16 protein-coding genes are annotated in these 20,352 nt (G+C 73.5%); 11 read left to right on the top strand and 5 right to left on the bottom strand.

The annotated features are described in order from the left end of the window. Nucleotides 1-10 precede the first annotated feature (10 nt). Nucleotides 11-469, bottom strand: a complete 459-nt coding sequence (locus K415_RS22870; RefSeq protein WP_024287580.1) for a hypothetical protein — start codon at nucleotides 467-469, stop codon at nucleotides 11-13. A gap of 232 nt (nucleotides 470-701) precedes the next feature. Here K415_RS22870 and K415_RS0113520 point away from each other — a divergent pair, with 232 nt between their 5' ends. Next, the gene (locus tag K415_RS0113520; RefSeq protein ID WP_024287579.1) at nucleotides 702-950 is read left to right on the top strand and encodes a WhiB family transcriptional regulator; all 249 of its coding nucleotides are present in this window, start codon (nucleotides 702-704) and stop codon (nucleotides 948-950) included. Nucleotides 951-1,067: 117 nt separating this feature from the next. On the opposite strand, the gene K415_RS0113515 is transcribed toward K415_RS0113520, so the two are convergent. Beyond that, on the bottom strand, nucleotides 1,068-2,540 hold the full coding sequence (locus tag K415_RS0113515; RefSeq protein WP_024287578.1) for a sensor histidine kinase: 1,473 nt from the start codon (nucleotides 2,538-2,540) through the stop codon (nucleotides 1,068-1,070). A 70-nt stretch (nucleotides 2,541-2,610) separates the two neighbouring features. Between K415_RS0113515 and K415_RS0113510 the strand changes: the two genes are divergently transcribed. The 6 genes from K415_RS0113510 to K415_RS0113485 all read left to right on the top strand — a co-directional run bounded on the left by K415_RS0113510 (nucleotide 2,611) and on the right by K415_RS0113485 (nucleotide 12,820). After that, the gene (locus K415_RS0113510) at nucleotides 2,611-3,105 is read left to right on the top strand and encodes a DUF2505 domain-containing protein (protein WP_024287577.1); all 495 of its coding nucleotides are present in this window, start codon (nucleotides 2,611-2,613) and stop codon (nucleotides 3,103-3,105) included. Between the two features lie 435 nt (nucleotides 3,106-3,540). Then, the gene (locus tag K415_RS0113505; RefSeq protein WP_024287576.1) at nucleotides 3,541-4,563 is read left to right on the top strand and encodes a LacI family DNA-binding transcriptional regulator; all 1,023 of its coding nucleotides are present in this window, start codon (nucleotides 3,541-3,543) and stop codon (nucleotides 4,561-4,563) included. Between the two features lie 259 nt (nucleotides 4,564-4,822). After that, nucleotides 4,823-8,206: an ABC transporter permease gene (locus K415_RS0113500; RefSeq protein WP_024287575.1), complete on the top strand. Its 3,384-nt coding sequence runs from the start codon at nucleotides 4,823-4,825 to the stop codon at nucleotides 8,204-8,206. Continuing rightward, on the top strand, nucleotides 8,203-11,079 hold the full coding sequence (locus tag K415_RS0113495; RefSeq protein ID WP_024287574.1) for a hypothetical protein: 2,877 nt from the start codon (nucleotides 8,203-8,205) through the stop codon (nucleotides 11,077-11,079). The genes K415_RS0113500 and K415_RS0113495 overlap by 4 nt, the downstream gene beginning before the upstream one ends. Next, nucleotides 11,076-12,125 carry an ABC transporter ATP-binding protein gene (locus K415_RS0113490; protein ID WP_024287573.1) on the top strand — a complete coding sequence of 350 codons (1,050 nt, stop codon included), beginning with the start codon at nucleotides 11,076-11,078 and terminating at the stop codon, nucleotides 12,123-12,125. Before K415_RS0113495 ends, K415_RS0113490 begins: the two co-directional genes overlap by 4 nt. Beyond that, nucleotides 12,122-12,820: an ABC transporter ATP-binding protein gene (locus tag K415_RS0113485; RefSeq protein WP_024287572.1), complete on the top strand. Its 699-nt coding sequence runs from the start codon at nucleotides 12,122-12,124 to the stop codon at nucleotides 12,818-12,820. The genes K415_RS0113490 and K415_RS0113485 overlap by 4 nt, the downstream gene beginning before the upstream one ends. A gap of 6 nt (nucleotides 12,821-12,826) precedes the next feature. On the opposite strand, the gene K415_RS0113480 is transcribed toward K415_RS0113485, so the two are convergent. Further along, nucleotides 12,827-13,345 carry a flavodoxin domain-containing protein gene (locus K415_RS0113480; protein ID WP_024287571.1) on the bottom strand — a complete coding sequence of 173 codons (519 nt, stop codon included), beginning with the start codon at nucleotides 13,343-13,345 and terminating at the stop codon, nucleotides 12,827-12,829. A 150-nt stretch (nucleotides 13,346-13,495) separates the two neighbouring features. On the opposite strand from K415_RS0113480, the gene K415_RS0113475 reads away from it, so the two are divergent. The 3 genes from K415_RS0113475 to K415_RS0113465 all read left to right on the top strand — a co-directional run bounded on the left by K415_RS0113475 (nucleotide 13,496) and on the right by K415_RS0113465 (nucleotide 16,884). Continuing rightward, on the top strand, nucleotides 13,496-14,296 hold the full coding sequence (locus K415_RS0113475; RefSeq protein ID WP_024287570.1) for an aldo/keto reductase: 801 nt from the start codon (nucleotides 13,496-13,498) through the stop codon (nucleotides 14,294-14,296). Between the two features lie 64 nt (nucleotides 14,297-14,360). After that, nucleotides 14,361-15,437, top strand: a complete 1,077-nt coding sequence (locus K415_RS0113470) for a D-alanyl-D-alanine carboxypeptidase family protein (protein ID WP_024287569.1) — start codon at nucleotides 14,361-14,363, stop codon at nucleotides 15,435-15,437. A 118-nt stretch (nucleotides 15,438-15,555) separates the two neighbouring features. Then, nucleotides 15,556-16,884 (top strand): Glu/Leu/Phe/Val dehydrogenase, encoded by a 1,329-nt coding sequence (locus K415_RS0113465; RefSeq protein WP_024287568.1) that lies wholly within the window; start codon nucleotides 15,556-15,558, stop codon nucleotides 16,882-16,884. Here K415_RS0113465 and K415_RS22865 read toward each other — a convergent pair. Both K415_RS22865 and K415_RS0113455 read right to left on the bottom strand, forming a co-directional pair. Next, complete coding sequence (locus K415_RS22865) at nucleotides 16,875-17,591, bottom strand: GGDEF domain-containing protein (protein WP_155859465.1); 717 nt, start codon at nucleotides 17,589-17,591, stop codon at nucleotides 16,875-16,877. The genes K415_RS0113465 and K415_RS22865 overlap by 10 nt on opposite strands. 235 nt (nucleotides 17,592-17,826) lie before the next feature. Beyond that, on the bottom strand, nucleotides 17,827-19,386 hold the full coding sequence (locus K415_RS0113455; RefSeq protein ID WP_197024734.1) for a glycoside hydrolase family 6 protein: 1,560 nt from the start codon (nucleotides 19,384-19,386) through the stop codon (nucleotides 17,827-17,829). A 342-nt stretch (nucleotides 19,387-19,728) separates the two neighbouring features. On the opposite strand from K415_RS0113455, the gene K415_RS0113450 reads away from it, so the two are divergent. Next, nucleotides 19,729-20,280, top strand: a complete 552-nt coding sequence (locus K415_RS0113450) for an NYN domain-containing protein (protein ID WP_029663771.1) — start codon at nucleotides 19,729-19,731, stop codon at nucleotides 20,278-20,280. Nucleotides 20,281-20,352: the final 72 nt, after the last annotated feature.

The following is a 20,352-nucleotide window of genomic DNA, read 5'->3' as shown; positions in this document are numbered from 1 at the left end:
CGGTCGCCCGTCACCGGACCAGTGGGGCTGCCGATGCCGGCTCGGACCCGGTGGCCATCATGGTCAGGAGCGCGACGAGAGCGGCCGTCGCGACGCCGAGCGCGACCCAGGCCACGGCCGCGACCGGCCCCTGCGCGGCCTGGAGGACGGCGACCGAGGTCGCACCCTGCAGCAGCTGCCAGGCGACCAGGGGTGAGCGCCCACCGCGACGACCACGCAGCACCGCACGCGCCGCGACGACCAGCATGGCCGCGACACCCAGGCAGAACGCGGCGACGAACAGCCCGACGGCGAGGTTCCGGCTGCCGGCCGCGACGACCTCGACCAGCCACCTGCCGGCGACGGCGACCAGGGCCAGCGCCTCGAGCATGACCATCACCAGCGCGACCGTCCGGAACGCTCCGGCGCGCGGGGCGACCTCCGGCCGGTCGGCCGCTGACTCGACACCACGGGTCCGGTGATTCGGCACGCGACGAGACTAGGACGCCTGCTCGGCCGTATCAGCCACCGCGCGGAAGGGTGGGGTCGAACCGATGTGACGAACACCTCATCGTTATCGGCCCGAAACCTTCCCGTTACCCCTTGTGCCCTCGCCGGGACCGTGTGAGGCTTGATCTCAGTCATAGGACGTTCCGTTCAACCCCCACCTGAAGCCTTCCCCCCGATCGGGGGTGGCCTGCCGTGTGCTCGAGGAGAAACCAATGGACTGGCGCCACCGCGCTTCATGCCTGGACGAGGACCCGGAGCTCTTCTTCCCGATCGGGAACACCGGCCCTGCCCTGCAGCAGATCGACGAGGCCAAGGCTGTCTGCCGCCGCTGCCCCGTCGTCGACACCTGCCTGAAGTGGGCGCTCGAGTCCGGCCAGGACGCCGGCGTCTGGGGTGGCCTGTCCGAGGACGAGCGCCGCGCACTCAAGCGCCGTACCGCACGCGCCCGCCGCGCCAGCTGACGTCTCGCCGCGGCTGACCAGCCCCCTCTGCTTCACCCGACGACCTCTTCACCCGACGACCTCGGTACCGGCCTCCCCCTGGCCCGGTCCCGGGGTCGTCGTCCGTCCGCCGCCGGCTCAGGTCGGTCGGGGCACCCGCAGGTCGATGTCGAGCTCCACCTGTGTCCCGCCGCCCTCGCGCGCCACCCAGGTGATCGTGCCCTGGAGCTCGTTGCGGATCAGGGTGCTGACGATCTGCGTACCGAGCCCGGTCATCGGTCCCTTGCCCCCGACCGGCAGACCGAGCCCGTCGTCGGCCACCATGGCGTGCAGGTGGGAGTCGGTCCGCTCGGCGACGATCTCGACCGTCCCCGTCCCGCCACCGGCGAAGCCGTGCTGGACCGCGTTCGTCACGAGCTCGGTCAGGATGAGCGCGAGCGCAGTGGCGTCCTGCGCCGGGACCATCCCGAAGGTCCCGGTCCGCACGGTGCGCACCGAGGCGCCGGCCGAGGCGACGTCCGCGGCGAGGCGCAGGCTGCGATCGACCAGGGAGTCGAAGTCGACGGTCTCGTCGAGGGTCTGCGAGAGCGTCTCGTGCACCTGGGCGATCGTGGTGACCCGCCGCACGGCCTCCTCGAGTGCCTCGCGTGCCTCGGTCGACGTCATGCGCCGGGCCTGGAGCCGGAGCAGTGCCGCCACCGTCTGCAGGTTGTTCTTGACCCGGTGGTGGATCTCCCGGATGGTCGCGTCCTTGGTGATCAGCTCGCGTTCCCGGCGGCGCAGCTCGGAGACGTCGCGGCACAGGAGCACCGCACCGATGCGGCTCTGGTTCTCGGTCAGCGGTACGGCCCGCAACGACAGGCACACCCCGCGGGCCTCGATGTCCGTGCGCCACGGTGCGCGGCCCATCACGACCAGCGGCAGCGACTCGTCCATCGGGGTGCTCTCCTCGAGCAGCTCGGTGGTGACCTCTGCCAGCGAGCGGCCGACCAGCGAGCCGAGCACGCCCAGTCGGTGGAAGCAGCTGAGCGCGTTCGGGCTCGCATAGAGGACCTCGCCCTCGGAGTTGAGCCTGATCAGCCCGTCGCCCACCCGCGGCGCACCACGACGCGGGCCGGTCGGCGCGTTGGGCGAAGGGAACTCCCCCTTGGCGATCATCGCGACCAGGTCGTCGGCCGACTCCACGTAGTTGAGCTCGAGACGGCTCGGTGTGCGTGCCCCGCCGAGGTTCGTCTGCCGAGCCACGACGGCGATCGCCCGGCCGTCGTGCACGACCGGGACCGCCTCCTCGCGCACCGCGTACGTGCCGAACCACCGGGGCTCGCGCGAGCGCTGGATCGCGACCTCCGACAAGGCCCGCTCGAGCTGCGGCCGCTGGCCGTCCGGGGCGTTGCTGCCGACGACGTCGTCGTAGTGCACCGTCGCCCCGGTCGAGGGCCGCGCCTGGGCCACCGCGACCCAGTCACCGCTCCGGGTGGGCAGCCACAGGACCAGGTCGGCGAAGGCGAGATCGGAGATCAGCTGCCAGTCACCGACGAGCAGGTGCAGCCACTCGCCGTCGCCCGGTGCGAGGTCCGCATGTCGTGCGACGAGGTCACTGAGGGTGGACACGTCCGAAAGCCTAGGTGAAGCACACCCATGGCTTGTTAGCCTCAGTGCACGTCCCACGCTGGAGGCACCGGTGCACCTGTCAGTCCTGGCCCGCTACGAGGCCGACGTCGAGCGCGTCGCCGCGATGCTGGCCGACGAGGATTTCGTGGAGGCCAAGGTCCGCGCCTCGGGCGCCCTGTCGCACGACGCGGACGTGGTCGGCGATGCCAGCGGTGCGTTCACGGTCACCACCCGGCGGCAGATGCCGACGTCGGCCATCCCGACCCATCTGCGCTCCGTGGTCGGCGCGAGCCTCGAGGTGCGGCAGATCGAGGCCTGGGAGGCGCCCGAGCCTGGTCCGAGGCGCGGGACGGTGGTGCTGGAGATCACCGGCGCCCCGGTCCGTCTCACCGGGATCATGCGCCTCGTGCCCGAGCCGGACGGTGCGACGACCTACCACTTCGAGGGTGAGCTCCGGGCGTCGGTACCGCTGTTCGGTGCCGCCGTCGAGCAGGCCGCCGCCGGCGCGGTCCGCGCTGCGATGGACGCCGAGGCGCAGATCGGCGCCGGGTGGCTGGCCCGGTGACGGGCACCTGGGGCGGGAGCGCAGCCACGCCGGATCTCACCACGTCGCAGCGTTGACACAGCGACCTTCGGGCCACAAGGATGGCGACAGGGTGGAACCGCTCTCATGGCGGCGGCCGGCCACCACCGCTCCAACGGCATCGCGGCCCGAGACTGCCTGCCGTCCTGCAGGCGAGGACACGACGATGAAGCGCCCGCCCTCCACACGTCTCTCCGTCCCGGAGGGCTTCGTGCGGGGTGCCTCGACCGCTGCGTACCGGGTCGAGGGTGCGGCGCACCTCGAGGGCCGCGAGAAGCGTCGGACGCCGAAGGCCTCCGGTCTCTGGTATGCACGAGCTGCCGCGCACAATGACATTCCGTCAGCCCCGCTGACGCCAGCAGGAACACAGGAGGGACCTCGCCGATGACGCCCGACGTCCGGTCTACCGGGACAGGCATGGCCGCGGACGTCCCGCCGCACGCACCGACGCTCGAGGAGGTCGCCGAGCGCGCCGGCATCTCACGGTCCACCGCGTCACGCGCCATCAACGGCGGCCTCAAGGTCAGCCCCGAGGCGCAGGCCGCGGTCGACGCGGCCGTCGCCGAGCTCGGCTACACCCCGAACCGGGCAGCGCGCACCCTGGTGACCCGGCGCACGGACTCGATCGCCCTGGTGGTCCCGGAGCCGGACGAGACGGTCCTGAACGACCCCTACTTCGCCGGCACCCTCCAGGGGCTCAGCGCAGCCCTCGCGCAGACCGAGATCCAGCTCATCCTCCTCATCGCCCGGGGTGGGGAGGAGACCCAGCGCACCGCCCGCTACCTGCACAACCGGCACGTCGACGGAGCGGTGATCGTCTCGCACCACCGCGACGACGCCCTCGACTCCGTCCTGGCCCAGTCCCACCTGCCGTGCGTGTTCGTCGGCCGGCCCTGGGCGGCACCACGACCGATGCAGTACGTCGACGTCAACAACTACCTCGGCGGACGGCGGGCCACCGAGTACCTCATCGCCGTCGGCTGCACCAGGATCGGCACGATCGCCGGACCCCTCGACATGGCAGCCGGCGTCGACCGGCTGGCCGGCTGGCGCCAGGCCCTGCAGGATGCCCGGCTGTCCGACGAGGCGATGGTGCGTGGCGACTTCACGTCGGCCGGTGGAGCGGTGGCCATGGAGCGCCTGCTCGACGCGCACCCCGACATCGACGGCCTGTTCGCCGCATCCGACCTGATGGCGGCCGGCGCCCTCGGCGTGCTCGCACGGCGCGGCCGGGCGGTGCCCGGTGACGTCAAGGTGATCGGCTTCGACGACCTCGGCGTCGCCACGTCGACCTCGCCCCAGCTCACCACGATGAGCAACCCGGTGGTCGAGATGAGCCGGGTCGCCGGTGAGCTCCTGCTCGAGCAGATCGCCGGCAAGACGACGTCCTTCGAGCCCCGGATCTTCGGGGCCGAGGTCGTGGTGCGCGACTCCGCCTGACACACCTGGACCGATGATCCGGGGTCACACGGCTCCGCGAGGGCGCCGGGCGGACGCGGTCGGGTGCGTGCTCGTCAGGCTCGCCCTGCTGGTCGGCCGGCCCGATGGACGTAACGATTCGGTGACAGCCTCGGCCGGTCGTGGGAGCGCGTCCAGCGGTGCGGCATGATGCACGCGGACCTGTCCGCACGGCAGCGCAGCAGGTGACACGACGAGGTGACATGCGAGCCAGTGGCAGACGCGTCCGCGCGGTGCGGCGATGAGCACCCTGCGCCTGCGGCCGTGGCGGCTGCGGACCACGGCTCGCCGCTCGGCGACGCAGTGGCGCCTGCTCGCGGTGGTGGCGACCGTGGCAACCCTCGCCTGCACGCTGGTGACGGCACTCGTCCTGCTCGTCTCGGCCACCGAGCAGGACGCCGTCCGGAGCTCCCTCGCCGCTGCCCCCGCGACGGACACCGAGGTCGTCGTGACAGCAGTCCGGCCGGCCGTCACCACAGCAGAGCTCCGCTCGGCCGTCGGCCCGGCGGTGCAGGATCTCCTGCGGGTCGGGACGGTCACCGAGACCGGCGCAGCCGTCTCGGAGCTGTACGTCGTCCGCCGCACGGACGACAGTCCGGCGCTGACGTACTTCGCTGACCTCGACGACCTGCGCGAGCACACCGCGCTGCGGGCCGGAGCCTGGCCGACGACGAGCCAGGTGCAGCTCGATGCGGCGACGACGGCGCTGCCCGTCGCCCTCGCCCAGGAGGCTGCCGGCGTCCTGGGACTCGGCGTCGGCGACACGTTCTGGACCGCACCGGGCTCGAGCTCGACGCAGGTCCTCGTCGCCGTGGTCGGGATCTACCGGACCGCCGACCCGGGCAGCACGTACTGGCAGGCCGACCCCCTCGTGGGCGCCGGTCACGACCCGAGCTTCACCGTCCCCGGCACGGGTGGGCGGGTGACGACCGACGCCTTCGGCCCGCTCGTCCTGGCACCCGCCGCCATCGACGAGCTCGGCATCCGGCTCGACCTCGCCGTGCTGCGCTACCGCGCCGACTTCGGCTCGACGGCCGTCGGCCAGGTGGTCCCGCTGCTCGACCGGCTCGCCACGGCGCAGGACGACGTGCCGGCCGACGTCGGGCTCGTCGCGGACCAGGTCCGGCTGACGACCGGCCTGCATGCCGTCGTCAAGGACGTCGCGACCGCCCTGGTCGTGACGAGGGCGACGGTCGTCGTGGTGACTCTGCTGCTCCTGGTGCTGGCCGTCGCGGCCCTGCTGCAGACCGCCCGGCTGCTGACCGACAGCCGGCTGACCGAGCAGCGCCTGATGCGCGCCCGCGGCGCCTCCGGCCGTCAGCTGCTGTCCCTCGCGGGTCTCGAGGCGGTCGGCCTCGGGCTGCTCACCGCTGCCGCGGCGCCCCCGCTGGCCCGGTGGGTCCACCAGGTCGTGGCCCGGCAGCCCGCGATGGTCGCGGCCGGGATGAGCACCGACCCGGGGATCCCGCCCTCGGCCTGGACGACGGCCGCCGGGGTCGCTGTGCTCTTCGCGGGCGTGCTGGTCTCGCCGCTGCTGCGCCGGGGCGGCACCTTCGTCGAGGGTGAGCAGGTCCGCGGCCGCCCGAGCCGTCGTTCGATGCTGCAGCGGTCAGGGGTCGACCTCGCCCTGCTGGTGCTCGCGGGCATCGCGTACTGGCAGCTGCAGGTGTACCGCAGCCCGTTGGGCGGTGGGTCGTCGCTCGCCGTCGACCCGGTCCTGGCCGCCGGCCCGGCCATCGCCCTGCTCGCGGGTGCCCTGCTGTGCGTCCGGCTCATCCCGACCGCGTCGCACCTGGCCGAGCGGATCGGGTCGCGCGGACGTGGCGTCGTCGCTCCGCTCGCAGCCTGGGAGGTCGGGCGACGGACCGAGCGGGCCACCGCCGCCGTCCTGCTCCTGACCCTGGCGCTGTCCGTCGGCACGTTCAGCCAGTCCTTCCTCGCGACCTGGCGGCAGTCCCAGGCCGACCAGGCCGAGTTCGCGGTGGGGACCCAGGTGCGGGTCGCCGACGGGCCCGGTGACCCGGCCCTGCAGGCCGCTGCCCTCGGCGTCGGGCTGACCGGGGCGCCGCAGCCGGTGGTCCGCCGGGCCGGCGGGCTCGCGTCCCCGGACGCGTTCGACTCGTTCCGGCTCCCGGACGGCACCCCCACCCTCGTCCTCGGCCTGACCGGCGACGCCCGCTCGGAGCTGATCGATGGTCGGCTCGCCGCGGAGGGCGGCTCGGCCATCGCCGGGCTGCTCGATCAGCCGGTGGCCCGCGCCACCGGGATCGACCTCACCGGTGACGTCCGGGGGATCTCGGCGACCGTCCGCGCCGGGGCCACCGGTGGCGGCCTGCCGGGCGTCGGAGCCATGCTCCGTGGGATCGTCGAGGACGCCGACGGGCTGCTGACGACCATCGACCTCGGCAGCGTCCCGATCGACGGTGAGCCGCACGAGGTCCGCGGCCTGCTGCCCGAGGCCACGGGCGTCGCGCGGCCGATGACACCGCTGCGCCTGGTCGGCCTGCAGGCGGTCGTCCTGGTCGTCGACGAGGAGCTCGGAGCCGGCAACCCCGGCCGGGTCGTCGACCTGACGATCAAGGACCTCGCGGTCCTCGAACCTGCGGCCGAGACGGCGCCCGCCGACCCGACAGCGACGGACGGCGACCCCGACCATGTCGCCACCCCGATCGCGGTCGACGAGTCCGCGCAGTGGTACGCGCAGTCGCGCGGCTCGGTCCCGATGTCCGTGACGACCCCGCCGGGGTGGCAGGTCGGCATGCGCGTCTCGATCCCGCCCGGTCTGGAGCGCCGACCCGCGACGGTGGTGCAGATGGGATGGGCCGCGGTCACCGACGTCCCGGCCGTCCTGACCTCGCGCCTCGCCGACCGCCTGGACGTCGGGCCGGGCGACCGCCTCGCCCTGGTCCTGGACGGGACCCTGGTGCAGATCGTCGTCGCCGGGACGACGCCGCGGGTACCGACGGCTGACGGTCAGGACACCGTCGTCGTCGACCACACCCTGCTCGCCCGCGCCCTCGCCCAGTCGGGTGTCGCGCACGCGGCCGTCGACGAGTGGTGGGTCGACGTCCCGCCGGAGGATGCCGCGGCATACCTCGCGTCGCTGCCCACGAACGGTGCGGACCTGCCGGGCGCGGGCCACGCGGTCGGGCAGGTGCAGCTGACCCGGGACATGCAGGAGCACCCGTTGCGCGTCGCGACGCAGGGCGCGCTGTGGCTCGTCACGCTCGCCGCCGCGATCCTGGCCGCGGTGGGCTTCGCCGTGCACGCCACGGCGACCCTGCGCGCACGAGAGGTGGAGTTCGCCCAGCTGCGTGCGATCGGTCTGTCCCGGCGTCGCCTGATCGCGGTGGTCGGTGTCGAGTCGCTCCTGCTGTGCGTGCTGGGGACGGCCTTCGGCATCGGTCTCGGCGCGCTGCTCGGCTGGCTCGTCGGGCCGCTGGTCGCCGTCTCCGCCGACGGTCTGCCGCCGGTGCCCGCGGTCGAGGTCGTCCTGCCCTGGGCGGACATCGCCCTCCTCGCCCTGGAGGTCGTCGGCGTGCTGGCCCTGGTCGTGCTGGTCGTGGGTCGGATGCAGCGGACCGCCGACCCGGCATCCGTGCTGCGGCTGGGTGACGAACGATGAGCCGCGCCGCCGACGGCCGGGCGGCCGGGACTGCCCGGGCCGCCCGTGCGATCGTCGCCCTGCGCTCGGTCGTGGGCTCCGGCGGGCTGATCGTGCGACGCCGCGCGCGTCGCGACGCGTGGCTGGTGCTCGCCGTCGCCGCGCTGATCGCGACGAGCACGCTCCTCGCGGTCGCCGGACCGCGCCTGGTGCTCGGAACCGTCGACAGCGGGGCCCGTGAGGCCGTCCGCGCCGCCGGACCACGGGCGGACATCGTCCTCACCTCGGCCGTCGGCGACGGCGCGACCCTGAGCACGGCGTCGGTGCGGGTCGCGCGGACCGACCTCTTCCTCGAGCTCGGCCAGGACCTCCACGCCCGTCTGCCGCAGGCCCTGCAGGACGTGTACGCCGGCACGACAACGACGATCCTCGGTCCCCCGACGAACCTCGTGACCCGGGACGACGTGCCGGACCGCTCGACGGACGCCGACGGCGACGTCGACATCCAGATCGGCCTCCTCCCGCAGGACGGGGATCCCGGCCTGACGATCATCGACGGGGCGATGCCCGCCGCCCGCACGCCGGCGCAGGCCGGTGCGCCGGTCGAGGTCGTCGTCTCGCGGGCCGGCGCGCAGGCCGCCGCACTCGAGATCGGCATGGTGCTCACTGTCGACACCCAGGCGGCATGGATCCCGCGCACCGACGACGGGCCCGCCGTACCCTCCGTCGATCTCCTGGTGGTCGGGCTCGTCGGTCCGGCCGACACACCCGGCGGTGCAGCCGTCGCCGGCGCGGACCCGATGCCCGAGGTCCTCGCCCCGGTGTTCACCCCGGAGCGGAGCAACCGGGCCGCCTTCACCCGGCTGACGGTCCTGGCCGCGCCGGACGGCATCACCGCCGCCTCCGGCTCGCTGGGCAGCGCGTTCGCCGGCACCGTGCGCGTGCACGTCGACCCGACGTCCTTCACCAACCAGGTCGCCACCCAGGTGACCGACGCGGTCGGCAGTCTCGCCTCGAGCACCGCCGAGCTGACCGGAGGCTCGGGAGCCTCGCTGACAGTCGTGACGCGCCTCGACGAGGTCCTGCAGGCCTACCCGTCGCAGGCCAGGGCGGCCCTCGCCCAGATGTCGGTCATGATCGCCGGGGTGATCGGCGTCGGCGGCGTGGTCATCGTCCTGCTCTCCCGGCTGCTGGTCGGCCGCCGCGCCGCGACCATCTCCCTCGAGCGTGCCCGCGGCTCCTCGGTCGTCGCCGTCGGGGTCCGGCTGCTCGCGGAGTCCGTCCTGGTCACGGCCGGTGGCACAGCACTCGGCATCGTCGGGGCCGGGCTCGCCGTCCCGGGCGAGGTGCGTGACGCGTGGCCGGTGGTCGTCGTCGCTGCGGTCGCCGTCGTCGCGGCTCCGCTGCAGGGCATGTGGCACGCCCGTGGTGCCTGGACCGGGCGCCGCGAGCCGGCCAACCGGCAGGACCGCGCCGCGCTGCGCCGGCGCCGGCGGGCCCGTCGGCTCGTCGCTGAGGCGGCCGCCGTCCTGCTCGCTGCCGCAGCCCTCCTGTCGCTGCGCGGTCGTGGCCTGCTGCAGACCACGACGGACGGCGTCGACCCGTTCCTCGCCGCCGCCCCGCTGCTGCTCGCGATCGCCGTCACCGTCGTCGTGCTGCGGGTCCAGCCGTGGCCGGTCCGCGCGGCCGGCGCCCTGGGCCGACGCTCGCCCGGGGTCCTCGGACTCCTCGGTGCCGTACGCGCCGAGCGCGCCGTCGCCGCGCTGCCACTGCTCGCCCTGACGCTCGGCGTCGCGCTCGCGGTGGGCGGCGGGCTGCTGGTCGGGACCGTGCGCGACGGTCAGGTCGAGGCCTCCTGGGAGCGGATCGGCGCGGACGTCCGCGTCGACGCGCCCACCAGCGCCGAGGTCGTCGGGGACCTCGCCCGGCAGCCGGGGGTGACCGGCGTCACCTCGGCCGACGTGAGCCGCAGCGTCACGCTCAAGCTGGGAACGAGCACCGAGATCGTCACGGTCCTGGCGATCGACCGCAGCTACCTCGAGGTCGCCGAGGCGCTACCCACGGCACCGGCCCAGCAGGTCGATGCGTCCGGGGCCGTCGTGCCGGACGGCCTGACGGCACTGGCGACCGACGTGCCCGCGACGGACCCGCTGCCGGTTGTCGTGGACGCAGCGCTGGCCGAGCGTCTGGTCACCGACCAGCTGGCGATGTACTACGGCCCGAACTACGTCGAGCTCGTCGTCGTGGGCACGACCGACCGGACGCCGCGCGGCTACCTCGACGGACCGTTCGTCTACATCGACCTGTCGAACCTCGACCCGCACACGGACGAGGCTCCGGTGGCCGACACCGTCCTGGTCGTCGGTCCCGGGGCCGACGAGGCCGCGGCATCGGTCGGGCTCCCGACCCAGGACGTCCTGTCCCGCGCGCAGTGGCTCGAGGCCCGGCGCGACCTCGCCCTGCTGTCCGGGGTCGAGCAGATGATGGTCGGTGCGGTCGCGGCCGTGGCCCTGCTCGCCGCCGTCGCCCTGGTCGCGACAGTGCTCGGCGGTGCACGCGAGCGCGGTCGCGCCCTGTCCATGCTCCGCACCCTGGAGATGAACCGGCGGCTCGGGTGGTGGCTCGCCCTGGCGGAGCTGGCTCCGGTGGTGGTCGCCGCGGTCCTCGGCGGGACGGTGGCCGGCGTGACCATCGTCGTGCTCCTCGCGCCCGCCCTCGGTCTGGACGTGCTCGCCGGCGGCCTGGGCATCCCCGATCCGAGCATCTCGCCCACGGTCGTCGTCGCGCTGGCGGCCGGCGCCCTCGTGCTGCTCGTCCTGGCCGCAGGCGTCGAGGTCCTGACCCATCGGCGCGACCGCCTCAGCGAGGTCCTACGAGTAGGAGAGACGCCATGACGACCACGATCGAACCCGGCACCGCACGGGCCCACCGTGAGTACGGCGCGGATGCGCTGATCGTCTGCGACAACCTCGTGCGCATCTACCAGGTCGAGCAGATCGAGGTCCAGGCGCTGCAGGGCCTCGACCTGCTCGTCGACGCCGGCGAGATGATCGCGATCGTCGGCGCGTCGGGGTCGGGCAAGTCGACGCTGCTCAACGTGCTGTCGGGCCTGGACGTGCCGACCGCCGGCCGGGCACGCGTCGCCGGCTGGGACCTGCTGCGGATGTCCGCGTCCGACCGGTTGACCTATCGCCGCGGCGTCGTCGGCTTCGTGTGGCAGCAGACCTCCCGCAACCTGCTGCCCTACCTGACCGTCGCCGAGAACGTGGCGCTGCCGATGTCCTTCGCCGGGACCCGCAGCCGGGCGCGCGCCCAGCGGACCGGTGAGCTGCTCGAGGCGCTCGGCGTCGGCGACAAGGCCGGACGGCGTCCCGACGAGCTGTCGGGCGGCGAGCAGCAGCGCGTCGCGATCGCGGTGGCCCTGGCGAACCGCCCACAGGTGCTCTTCGCCGACGAGCCGACCGGTGAGCTCGACTCCGCGACCGGCGAGGACGTGTTCGCCGCCCTCCGCTCGGCCAACACGGACCTCGGGGCGACGGTCGTGATCGTGACCCACGACACCGACGTCTCCACCCAGGTGCAGCGCACCGTGGCGATCCGGGACGGCCGCACCGCCTCGGAGGTCGTGCGCCGCACCGAGATCGACGAGCACGGTGCCTCGGCGGTGATCGCCGAGGAGTACGCGATGCTCGACCGGGTCGGCAGGCTCCAGCTGCCCGCCGACTACCGGAGCACCCTCGGCCTGCGCGACCGCGTGCGGCTCGAGCTCGAGGCCGACCACGTCGGCATCTGGCCCGACGGCACCCGCCGCCCGGCCGCGAGCCGGCAGCCGGCTCGCAGCGCCGGACGGCACCAGGCCGGGTCACCGGACACCGGCGAGCATCCCGTCCCGGACCACCACGGCGTCCCGGCCGACGAGCAGCACGGGGAGAGCCGATGAGCCCGGTCACCGCCCAGGCCGGCCCGATGGTCGTCGTCGAACACCTCAGCCGGGTCTACCCGTCCTCCGGTGGCGACGTGCACGCGTTGCGCGACGTGTCCTTCGAGATCGCGCGGGGGCGGCTCGTCGCCCTGGTCGGCCGGTCGGGATCGGGCAAGACGACGCTGCTCAACTGCGTCGGTGGCCTCGACAGCCCGACCTCCGGCCGGGTGCGCGTGGGTGACGCCGAGGTCAGCGCCCTGGACGAGCGGGCCCGCACGGCACTGCGGCGCGACGAGCTGGCCTTCGTCTTCCAGACCTTCGGGCTGGTCCCGATGCTGTCGGCCGCCGAGAACGTCGGCCTGCCGATGCGCTTGCGCAAGGTGGCCCCGGTCGAGCGCGAGGAGCGGATCGCGCATCTGCTCGACCTCGTCGGGCTGACCGCGCACGCGGCGCAACGCCCGTCGGAGCTCTCCGGCGGTCAGCAGCAGCGCGTGGCGATCGCCCGGGCGCTGGCGAACTCACCCCGGCTGCTGATCGCGGACGAGCCCACCGGCCAGCTCGACGCCGAGACGGGGGCGACGATCATGGGTCTGCTGCAGTCGGTCGTCAGGGCGGAGGGCATGACGGCGATCATCTCGACCCACGACCAGGGCCTGCGGCAGCTCGCCGACAGCACGCTCACTCTCGCGGACGGTGCCCTGGTCGGCGGCTGACTGCGTTCAGCGCGCGAGCCTGACCTGACGGATCTCCTCGGCGTGGAGCTCGGCGGCGATCGCCGAGGCCCAGTCCTGCACGTCCCGCCAGGCCCGGAAGTCGCCCTGCTCGGCCTGCACGAGCGCCACCACGGCACGCTCGGCCAGGGGCAGCGCGGACTTGTCCAGCCGGCCGGCGAAGGTCCGGTGGCCCCGGGCACCCAGCCGGGTCATCAGGGTCGGGATCTCCTCCGGGTCGCCGGTCGGGGCCGGCGGGTTGCCCACCGGTCCGGAGGAGAACAGCCAGATGGGCCGCCCGGCGATGGCCACGACGAGCCGGTCGACCAGGGCCCGCGCAGACGCGGCCCAGCGACCGACGTAGACCGACGAGCCGAGCACGACGGCACCGTAAGGCGCGAGGTCCTCGACGTCGTCGGGGTCCATCACTGCAGTGTCGAAGCCTGCGGCGTCCAGGACCTCGGCGATCGCGTCACCGATCTCACGTGTGGACCCGTGCCGCGAGGCGACTGCGACGAGAACCTTCATATGAGCACCTCCTGGCACGGACCGGATGTCGTCGTACCGGCCATGTCCCAGCCTCACGCACGGCCCGGGCGCCCGCGTGGGCCGCAGGTCCCGCAGATCCCGCGTGGGCCGCAGGTCCCACAGGTCCTGCGCGTCCAGCAGAATGGTCTGGTGAACAGCCCTCAGATCCCGTCCATCGACCTGCGCACGCCGACCGGCTCCGTCCCGATCCCGCTCCTCGGGCTCGGCACCTGGCAGTCCGACGGCGACCTGGCCCGGCACGCCGTCCGCCACGCCCTCGAGGTCGGCTACCGGCACGTCGACACCGCGACCGGCTACGCCAACGAGGAGCAGGTGGGCCGCGGCCTGGCAGACTCCGGCGTCCCGCGCGACGAGGTGTTCGTCACGACCAAGCTGCCCCCCGAGGCGGCGGGCCGCGAGCGCGAGACGCTCGAGCGGAGCCTCCGGCTGCTCGGCACCGACCACGTCGACCTGTGGCTCGTGCACTGGCCGCCGAACGGGCAGGCGACGCCGAGCACCTGGCAGGCCTTCCGCGAGCTGCGCGACGAGGGACTCGTGCGGGCGATCGGCGTGAGCAACTACTCGCTCGCGCAGATCGACGAGCTGATCGATGCGACCGGGGAGGCACCGGCGCTCGACCAGGTCCCGTGGAGCCCGCGGGACCTCGACGCCCGCCTCGTCGCCGGTCTCGCCCTGCGTGGCGTCGTCCTCGAGGGCTACAGCCCGCTCAAGCGCACCGACGCCGCGAACCCGGTGCTGGCCGAGATCGCCGCACGGCACGGCGTGACGGTCCAGCAGGTGGTGCTCGGCTGGCACCTGCACCACCGTGTCGTGGTGATCCCGAAGTCGACGAACCCGCAGCGCATCGAGGCCAACCTCGACGTGCTCGGCTTCACGCTCGGCGACGAGGAGGTCGCCGCGATCGACGGTCTGAGCACCGTCGAAGGCTGAGTCGCGGCGTCCTGCGACGGGACGTGCTTTCGACAACGCCGCCGCCGGTGCGCACACTTCTGGGATGGTCCGTCGTCCGCCGTGGCTCACCCGGCGTGTGCTGGTGATGCTCGTCGTCGCCCTGGTGGTCGTCCTGGCCGGGGGCGCGACGGCCGCCACCGTCCGCGCCGGGCAGGCACAGGACGCGCGCGCGGCCGCCGCCGACGCGGCCGCCGACGCCGACGCCGATCGTGAGGCTGCCGAGCTCGCCGCCGAGCTGGCTGACTCCGAGGCACAGGCACAGGCCCGGGCGGACGCCGCCGAGCTCGCCTCGCGGTGGGCGACCGTCTCGGCCGACGCACAGGCCCAGCTGACCGCAGCGGACGCCGTCCTGGCGGCGTCGGCCGGCCAGGTGGCCGACGACGGCCTCCGGTTCGCGCTCGCCCAGACGATGGACGCCGTCCGCGGACAGCTCGAGGCGGCCGGCGACCCGGAGCCTGACGCGCTCACCGGGGCCGTCGCGGCGATGCTCGCGGCCTCCGCCACTGTCACCGAGGCCCAGAGCGCGTGGCAGGCCGATCAGGACGCCCGCGCCGCCCAGGAGGCTGCCGAGGCGGCCGCGCAGCCCGCCCTCGGTGGTCCGCCGAGCACCGGGGCGGGTCCGGACTGCGGCGGGCCTGGCTCGTACGAGCCACCCAAGGACGACGGCAGCCCGGTGTTCTACACGTCCACACCGAGCCAGAGCGGGGACGGCGGCAACGGTCGCATCCCGGCCTCCCAGATGAGCCCGCTGGGCTGGTGCCAGGACTCCCAGGGCAACCAGCAGTGGCTGCGCGCCGATGCCACGGACGCGCTGACCCGGCTGAACGAGGCCTTCCGGACCGAGTTCGGCGAGAACATCGCGGTCGACCTGAGCTACCGCTCCTACGACGACCAGGTCCAGATGCGCGACTACTACGGAAGCCTCGCCGCGCAGCCCGGCACGTCCAACCACGGCACCGGCCTGGCCATCGACACCTGGGAGTGGCAGGCCTATGCCTTCGGCTCGGCCCGGTACGACTGGCTCGTCGCCAACGCGCCGTCGTACGGCTGGGCCGCACCGGACTGGGCGCGCGAGGGCGGGTCCAACCCCGAGTACTGGCACTTCGAGTACGTGGGCTGAGGCCCGCCGCACGGCGGGTTCACCGCGTCGGGGGGCGAGGTGGAAGAGTGGGCCGGGGCCCGATGTCGTACCCGGTACGGGCCGCTGCGTGCTCCACCACACCAGGAGGCTGCTCGGAATGCCTGACACCACTGCGCCCGACGCCGTGCCCGACCACGTGCCCGACCACCTGCCCGACGTCGCACCGGTCACCGCCCGGCCCACCCACGCAGGGCCGCTGGCAACGGCGCAGGAGCAGCTCGCGGGCGCGATCGGGCGTCTCGGCTACGACGCCGGGATGCATGCGATGCTCGCGACACCGCGCCGGGAGATCAACGTCGCCATCCCGCTGCGCCGGGACGACGGGTCGACCGAGCTCTTCCACGGCTTCCGCGTCCAGCACAACGTCTCCCGCGGACCGGGCAAGGGCGGGCTGCGGTACCACCCGGCCGTCGACGTCGACGAGGTCCGTGCGCTGGCCATGTGGATGACCTGGAAGTGCGCAGTCGTCGAGCTGCCCTACGGGGGCGCCAAGGGCGGCGTCGCGATCGACCCGCGCAACTACAGCCAGCCCGAGCTCGAGCGGGTGACCCGGCGCTACACCAGCGAGATCATGCCGATGATCGGTCCGGAGCGGGACATCATGGCCCCGGACATCGGCACCGACGCCCAGACCATGGCGTGGGTGATGGACACCTACTCGGTGAACAAGGGATACACGATCCCCGGGGTCGTCACGGGCAAGCCGCTCGAGGTGGGTGGGTCCCTCGGCCGCGCGACGGCCACGTCCCGCGGTGTGGTGCACTCGACGCGAGCCGCGCTGCGCGAGGCGGGTCTCGACCTGCCGGACGTGAGCGTGGCCATCCAGGGCTTCGGCAAGGTCGGCTCGCACGCGGCCGACTTCTACTCCGACGCCGGGAGCCGGGTCGAGGCTGTCAGCGACCAGTACGGCGGGGTGTACCGCAGCGGTGGCCTGGACGTCCCGCGGCTGCTCACGCACGTGCGCACCACCGGCTCGGTCGTCGGGTTCGAGGGCGGCGACCCGATCGGCAACGAGGAGCTGCTCGGCCTGGACGTCGACGTGCTCGTGCCGGCGGCCGTCGAAGGCGTTCTCACCCACGACAACGCCGGGGACGTCAAGGCCCGCTGGGTGGTCGAGGGCGCCAACGGTCCGACGACGGCGCGCGCCGACGCGATCCTGGCCGACCGCGGGGTCGTCGTCGTGCCGGACATCCTGGCCAACGCCGGCGGCGTCGTCGTGTCGTACTTCGAGTGGGTGCAGGCGCAGCAGGCGTACTGGTGGACCGAGGCCGAGATCGAGCTGCGGCTCGAGGAACGGATGCTGCACGCCTACGCCGGTGTGGCCGAGGTCGCCCGGCGCGAGAGCCTGCCGATGCGCGACGCCGCACTGATGCTCAGCGTCCAGCGGGTGGCCGTCGCGCACCGCACCCGCGGGCTCTACCCCTGATCGGTCCCTGAGGCGCCGGCCGCGGCCAGGGGACGGGCGGCGACCAGGGCCCGGTTGCGACCCTCGTCCTTCGCGGCGGACGGGACCCGCAGCCCGGCGACCCGCTCGACGATCTCGACGGCTCGCCGGTGGGCGGCGTGGGCGTCCCGGCCTGCCGTCGCCATCGCAAGCTCCTCGCCACCTGTCCGTCCCACGACGTCGTCCTGGCCGCTCGACCTGCTCGGGACGCCCGCAACGGCCCGCAGGACGGCGTCCCCCGTCGTGTGACCGTAGGTGTCGTTGATGGCCTTGAAGTGGTCGAGGTCGAAGAACGTCACAGTGAGCGGGCCGTGCCGGTCGGCGGCCCACAGTGCGTCCAGGGCGTCGACGAAGCCCCGGCGGTTGAGCAGCCCGGTCATCCCGTCGCTGCTGGCGCGCTCGTCGAGCCGACGCATCACGTGGTCACCGCGCTCGGCGATCACCCGCACGGTCACCGCGGAGCGGACGCAGACGAGCAGGAGCATCGGCAGCACACCCACCTGGCTCGACAGGGTCAGCAGGATCACCGTGATGACCACGTCCGGCACGACCGCCACGAGCTGGACGACCGGCGCGGGCCACCGGCGTCCGAGCAGCAGCGCGATGCTCTTGGCCACGAGCAGGGCGCCCAGCAGCGCATACAGGCCCCGCTCGCTCTCGGGCCGCACGCTCAGGTACGGCGCGACCACGACCACGAGGCCGGCCGCTGTGCCCGACTGGACCGCGATCCGGCGCAGCGTCTGGACGTCGGAGGTGGCCAGAGGCCCCCACCAGAGCGGGCTCCGGGCAGCGGCACGGCCATCGCGGGCCTCCTGAGCCTCGCACTCAGGCTACCGCCACGCGTCCGACGGACCGGCCGCGCGCCCCGGCCGCGGATGCCCCCACTGGGGTCGTCCCGGCCGGGGCGCGGGGCGCGGGCGGCGGTCAGGCGACCGTGCAGGCCGCGCCGTTGCGCAGGAAGAGCAGCGGTTCGGGGTTCGGACCGCCGTCGGTACGCCCGATGAACCCGAACGTGGTGCGGGCGCCCGGCCGGATCGTCGCGTTCCACGTCAGGTTGCTCGCCGTGACGACCTGACCGACCTGCTCGTACGAGGCGCTCCACATGTGGTCGACCGTCTGACCGCCGCCGAAGGCGAACGCCAGCTGCCAGCCGTCGATCGTCGTCGTACCGGTGTTCTTGAGCCACACCTGGGTGTTGAAGCCGCGCGGCCACGTGCCGTGGACGGTGTACGAGACCTCACAGGTGGGCCGGGTCACCGGCGGGACGGCGAACGCGATCAGCTCGGCCGCCTGCTCCACGAACCAGCCGCCGGCCGGGGGGTCGACCATGCCGCGAGCCGGGTCCTGCGGCCCGGCCGTGCCGCGCAGGCACTGGCCGTCGGACTCGCCCGGCACCTTGATCCACAGATAGGCGTCGATCAGCGGGTCGCCGGTGTCCGTCGTCGGGCGCAGGCCGAGCCCGCGGTCCAGCGGGTTGCACCACTCCTCCGGGCTCGGGTAGACGCCGGCCGGCGCCGTCCAGGGTCCTTGGCCGTTGCGGCTCGTGTCGATCACGAAGTGCGCCATCGCGGCGGGGTCCCGGGTCAGCCCGGTGTCGGCGTACGCCTGGTCGTAGGCGGCGTCGGTCAGGCCCCAGGTGCTGAAGTCGGTGGGGGTGGCCGGGTAGTACTGGCTCCCGCACCACTGCCGCTCGAACCAGGACTCCTGGTCGAGCTGGATGCACTGGGAGACCCAGGTGCCGTACTTCTGCAGCTTCTCGGTCTCCTGGTAGTTCGAGGCGTTGAGGAAGAAGCCGTCGGCGCGGGTCACTCCGGCCTTGATCAGCCGGTCGGTGACGTCACCGACGCTGAGCCAGCCGGTGTGGGTCCCGTCGAGGTACACCGCGGTGTTCGGCAGCGCGGTCAACACGTCGACCGCGTGGTTGAGCATCGCGAACCGCTCGGCCGCGGCCGTCGCCTGGTCGGCCTCGACCGGCTGGCACCACTCGAGCCCGCCGTCGATGGTCGTGTACCAGGGGATGATCCCCAGACCGTCCGGTTCGAGGATGACGACGGCCTCCTGGTCGCCGATGCCGGCGGCGAGGCCGTCGATCCACGCCTCGTACTCCGCCTGGCTCGTGGCACCGCCGGCCGAGTACTGGGCACAGTCACGGAAGGGCACGTTGTAGGCCACGAGGGTCGGCACCTGGCCCTGGTCCGCCGCGGCTGTGACGATCTCGTGGGCCTCGGCCTGGACCTCGGTGGGAGTGCCCTGGGTCAGCCACGAGCTGCCGGGGAAGCTCCCCAGCAGCAGGGCGTCGGCCTGGGCCTGGCCGGTCAACCCGGCGGCAGCCTCGACGGTCGAGCTGTGGAAGTCGACGAACAGGTCGCTCGACGGGTCGAGCACGTCATTGGCTGCCGTGGCCGCCGAGGCGGTGCCGAGCAGGAGTGCACAGGCAGACAGGGCGGCGATGCCCCATCGGCGACGGGACTGATGTGTTGCCATACGGGTCTCCCGGTGTCGGGCCGGCCGCTGGGCGGCCGGGTGATGGATCTCGGCGAGCGCGCCGTGTCGCCGTGGGAGGAGGTCCCGCGGCGACGGTGCGACGGGACTCGGAGCGCTCCCACGAGCCCCCGGCGTGACCAGATTGGCCCGAGTTGCTGGCGCGGTCAAGACATCCGATGAATCGATGGGTTGCCACCTGGCCCGCCGTCGCGGACGCCGGCGGTCCCGACCTGCCCGGGTGAGCCGCGCGGGCCTGCGCCCGTCGCCTAGGTACACCGGAGGCGCGACACCTACGCTGGCCCGGTGACCACAACGACCGGCACCGAGACCTCGAACCCACGCATGACGTACGTGCTGGTCGACGGCGAGAACATCGACGCGACCCTCGGCGGCTCGATCCTCGGTGCCCGGCCCGCACCCGAGGAGCGGCCGCGCTGGGAGCGCGTGCTCGAGTTCGCCAGGTCGGTGTGGGGCGGGGACGAGGTCAAGGGGCTCTTCTTCCTCAACGCCTCGAACGGCACGATGCCGATGTCCTTCGTGCAGGCCCTCGTCGCGATCGGCTTCCAGCCGATCCCGCTCGCCGGCGAGTCGTACGAGAAGGTCGTCGACATCGGCATCCAGCGCACTCTCGACGCACTGGCCGACCGGGTGGGCGACGTCCTGCTGGCCAGCCACGACGGCGACTTCGCCCCTCAGCTCGCTGCGCTGCTCGCGCCGGGGCGCAACGTGGGCATGCTGGCCTTCAAGGAGTTCACCAGCAGCGCACTGCAGCAGCTGACCGAGGGCGGGCTGCAGATCTTCGACCTCGAGTCCGATGTCCAGGCCTTCAACGTGCACCTGCCGCGTCTGCGGATCATCCCGCTGGCCGAGTTCGACCCGCTGCGCTACCTCTGACCCGCCTCGCCCCGTCGGTCTCGTTACGGTCACGGTCCGGTCTCGATCCGGTCTCGGTCGGTGGTCCGATGA

The organism is Cellulomonas sp. KRMCY2, from assembly GCF_000526515.1.
GTDB lineage: Bacteria > Actinomycetota > Actinomycetes > Actinomycetales > Cellulomonadaceae > Actinotalea.
This window is presented reverse-complemented; position numbering and strand designations above follow the sequence as displayed.

What these genes read in the sequence shown, in the direction of transcription:
- K415_RS0113520 (WP_024287579.1), top strand. Translation starts at nt 702, where the DNA reads ATGGACTGGCGCCACCGCGCTTCATGCCTGGACGAGGACCCGGAGCTC.
- K415_RS0113505 (WP_024287576.1), top strand. Translation starts at nt 3,541, where the DNA reads ATGGCCGCGGACGTCCCGCCGCACGCACCGACGCTCGAGGAGGTCGCC.
- K415_RS0113500 (WP_024287575.1), top strand. Translation starts at nt 4,823, where the DNA reads ATGAGCACCCTGCGCCTGCGGCCGTGGCGGCTGCGGACCACGGCTCGC.
- K415_RS0113495 (WP_024287574.1), top strand. Translation starts at nt 8,203, where the DNA reads ATGAGCCGCGCCGCCGACGGCCGGGCGGCCGGGACTGCCCGGGCCGCC.
- K415_RS0113490 (WP_024287573.1), top strand. Translation starts at nt 11,076, where the DNA reads ATGACGACCACGATCGAACCCGGCACCGCACGGGCCCACCGTGAGTAC.
- K415_RS0113485 (WP_024287572.1), top strand. Translation starts at nt 12,122, where the DNA reads ATGAGCCCGGTCACCGCCCAGGCCGGCCCGATGGTCGTCGTCGAACAC.
- K415_RS0113480 (WP_024287571.1), bottom strand. Translation starts at nt 13,345, where the DNA reads ATGAAGGTTCTCGTCGCAGTCGCCTCGCGGCACGGGTCCACACGTGAG.
- K415_RS0113470 (WP_024287569.1), top strand. Translation starts at nt 14,361, where the DNA reads ATGGTCCGTCGTCCGCCGTGGCTCACCCGGCGTGTGCTGGTGATGCTC.
- K415_RS0113465 (WP_024287568.1), top strand. Translation starts at nt 15,556, where the DNA reads ATGCCTGACACCACTGCGCCCGACGCCGTGCCCGACCACGTGCCCGAC.
- K415_RS0113455 (WP_197024734.1), bottom strand. Translation starts at nt 19,386, where the DNA reads ATGGCAACACATCAGTCCCGTCGCCGATGGGGCATCGCCGCCCTGTCT.
- K415_RS0113450 (WP_029663771.1), top strand. Translation starts at nt 19,729, where the DNA reads ATGACGTACGTGCTGGTCGACGGCGAGAACATCGACGCGACCCTCGGC.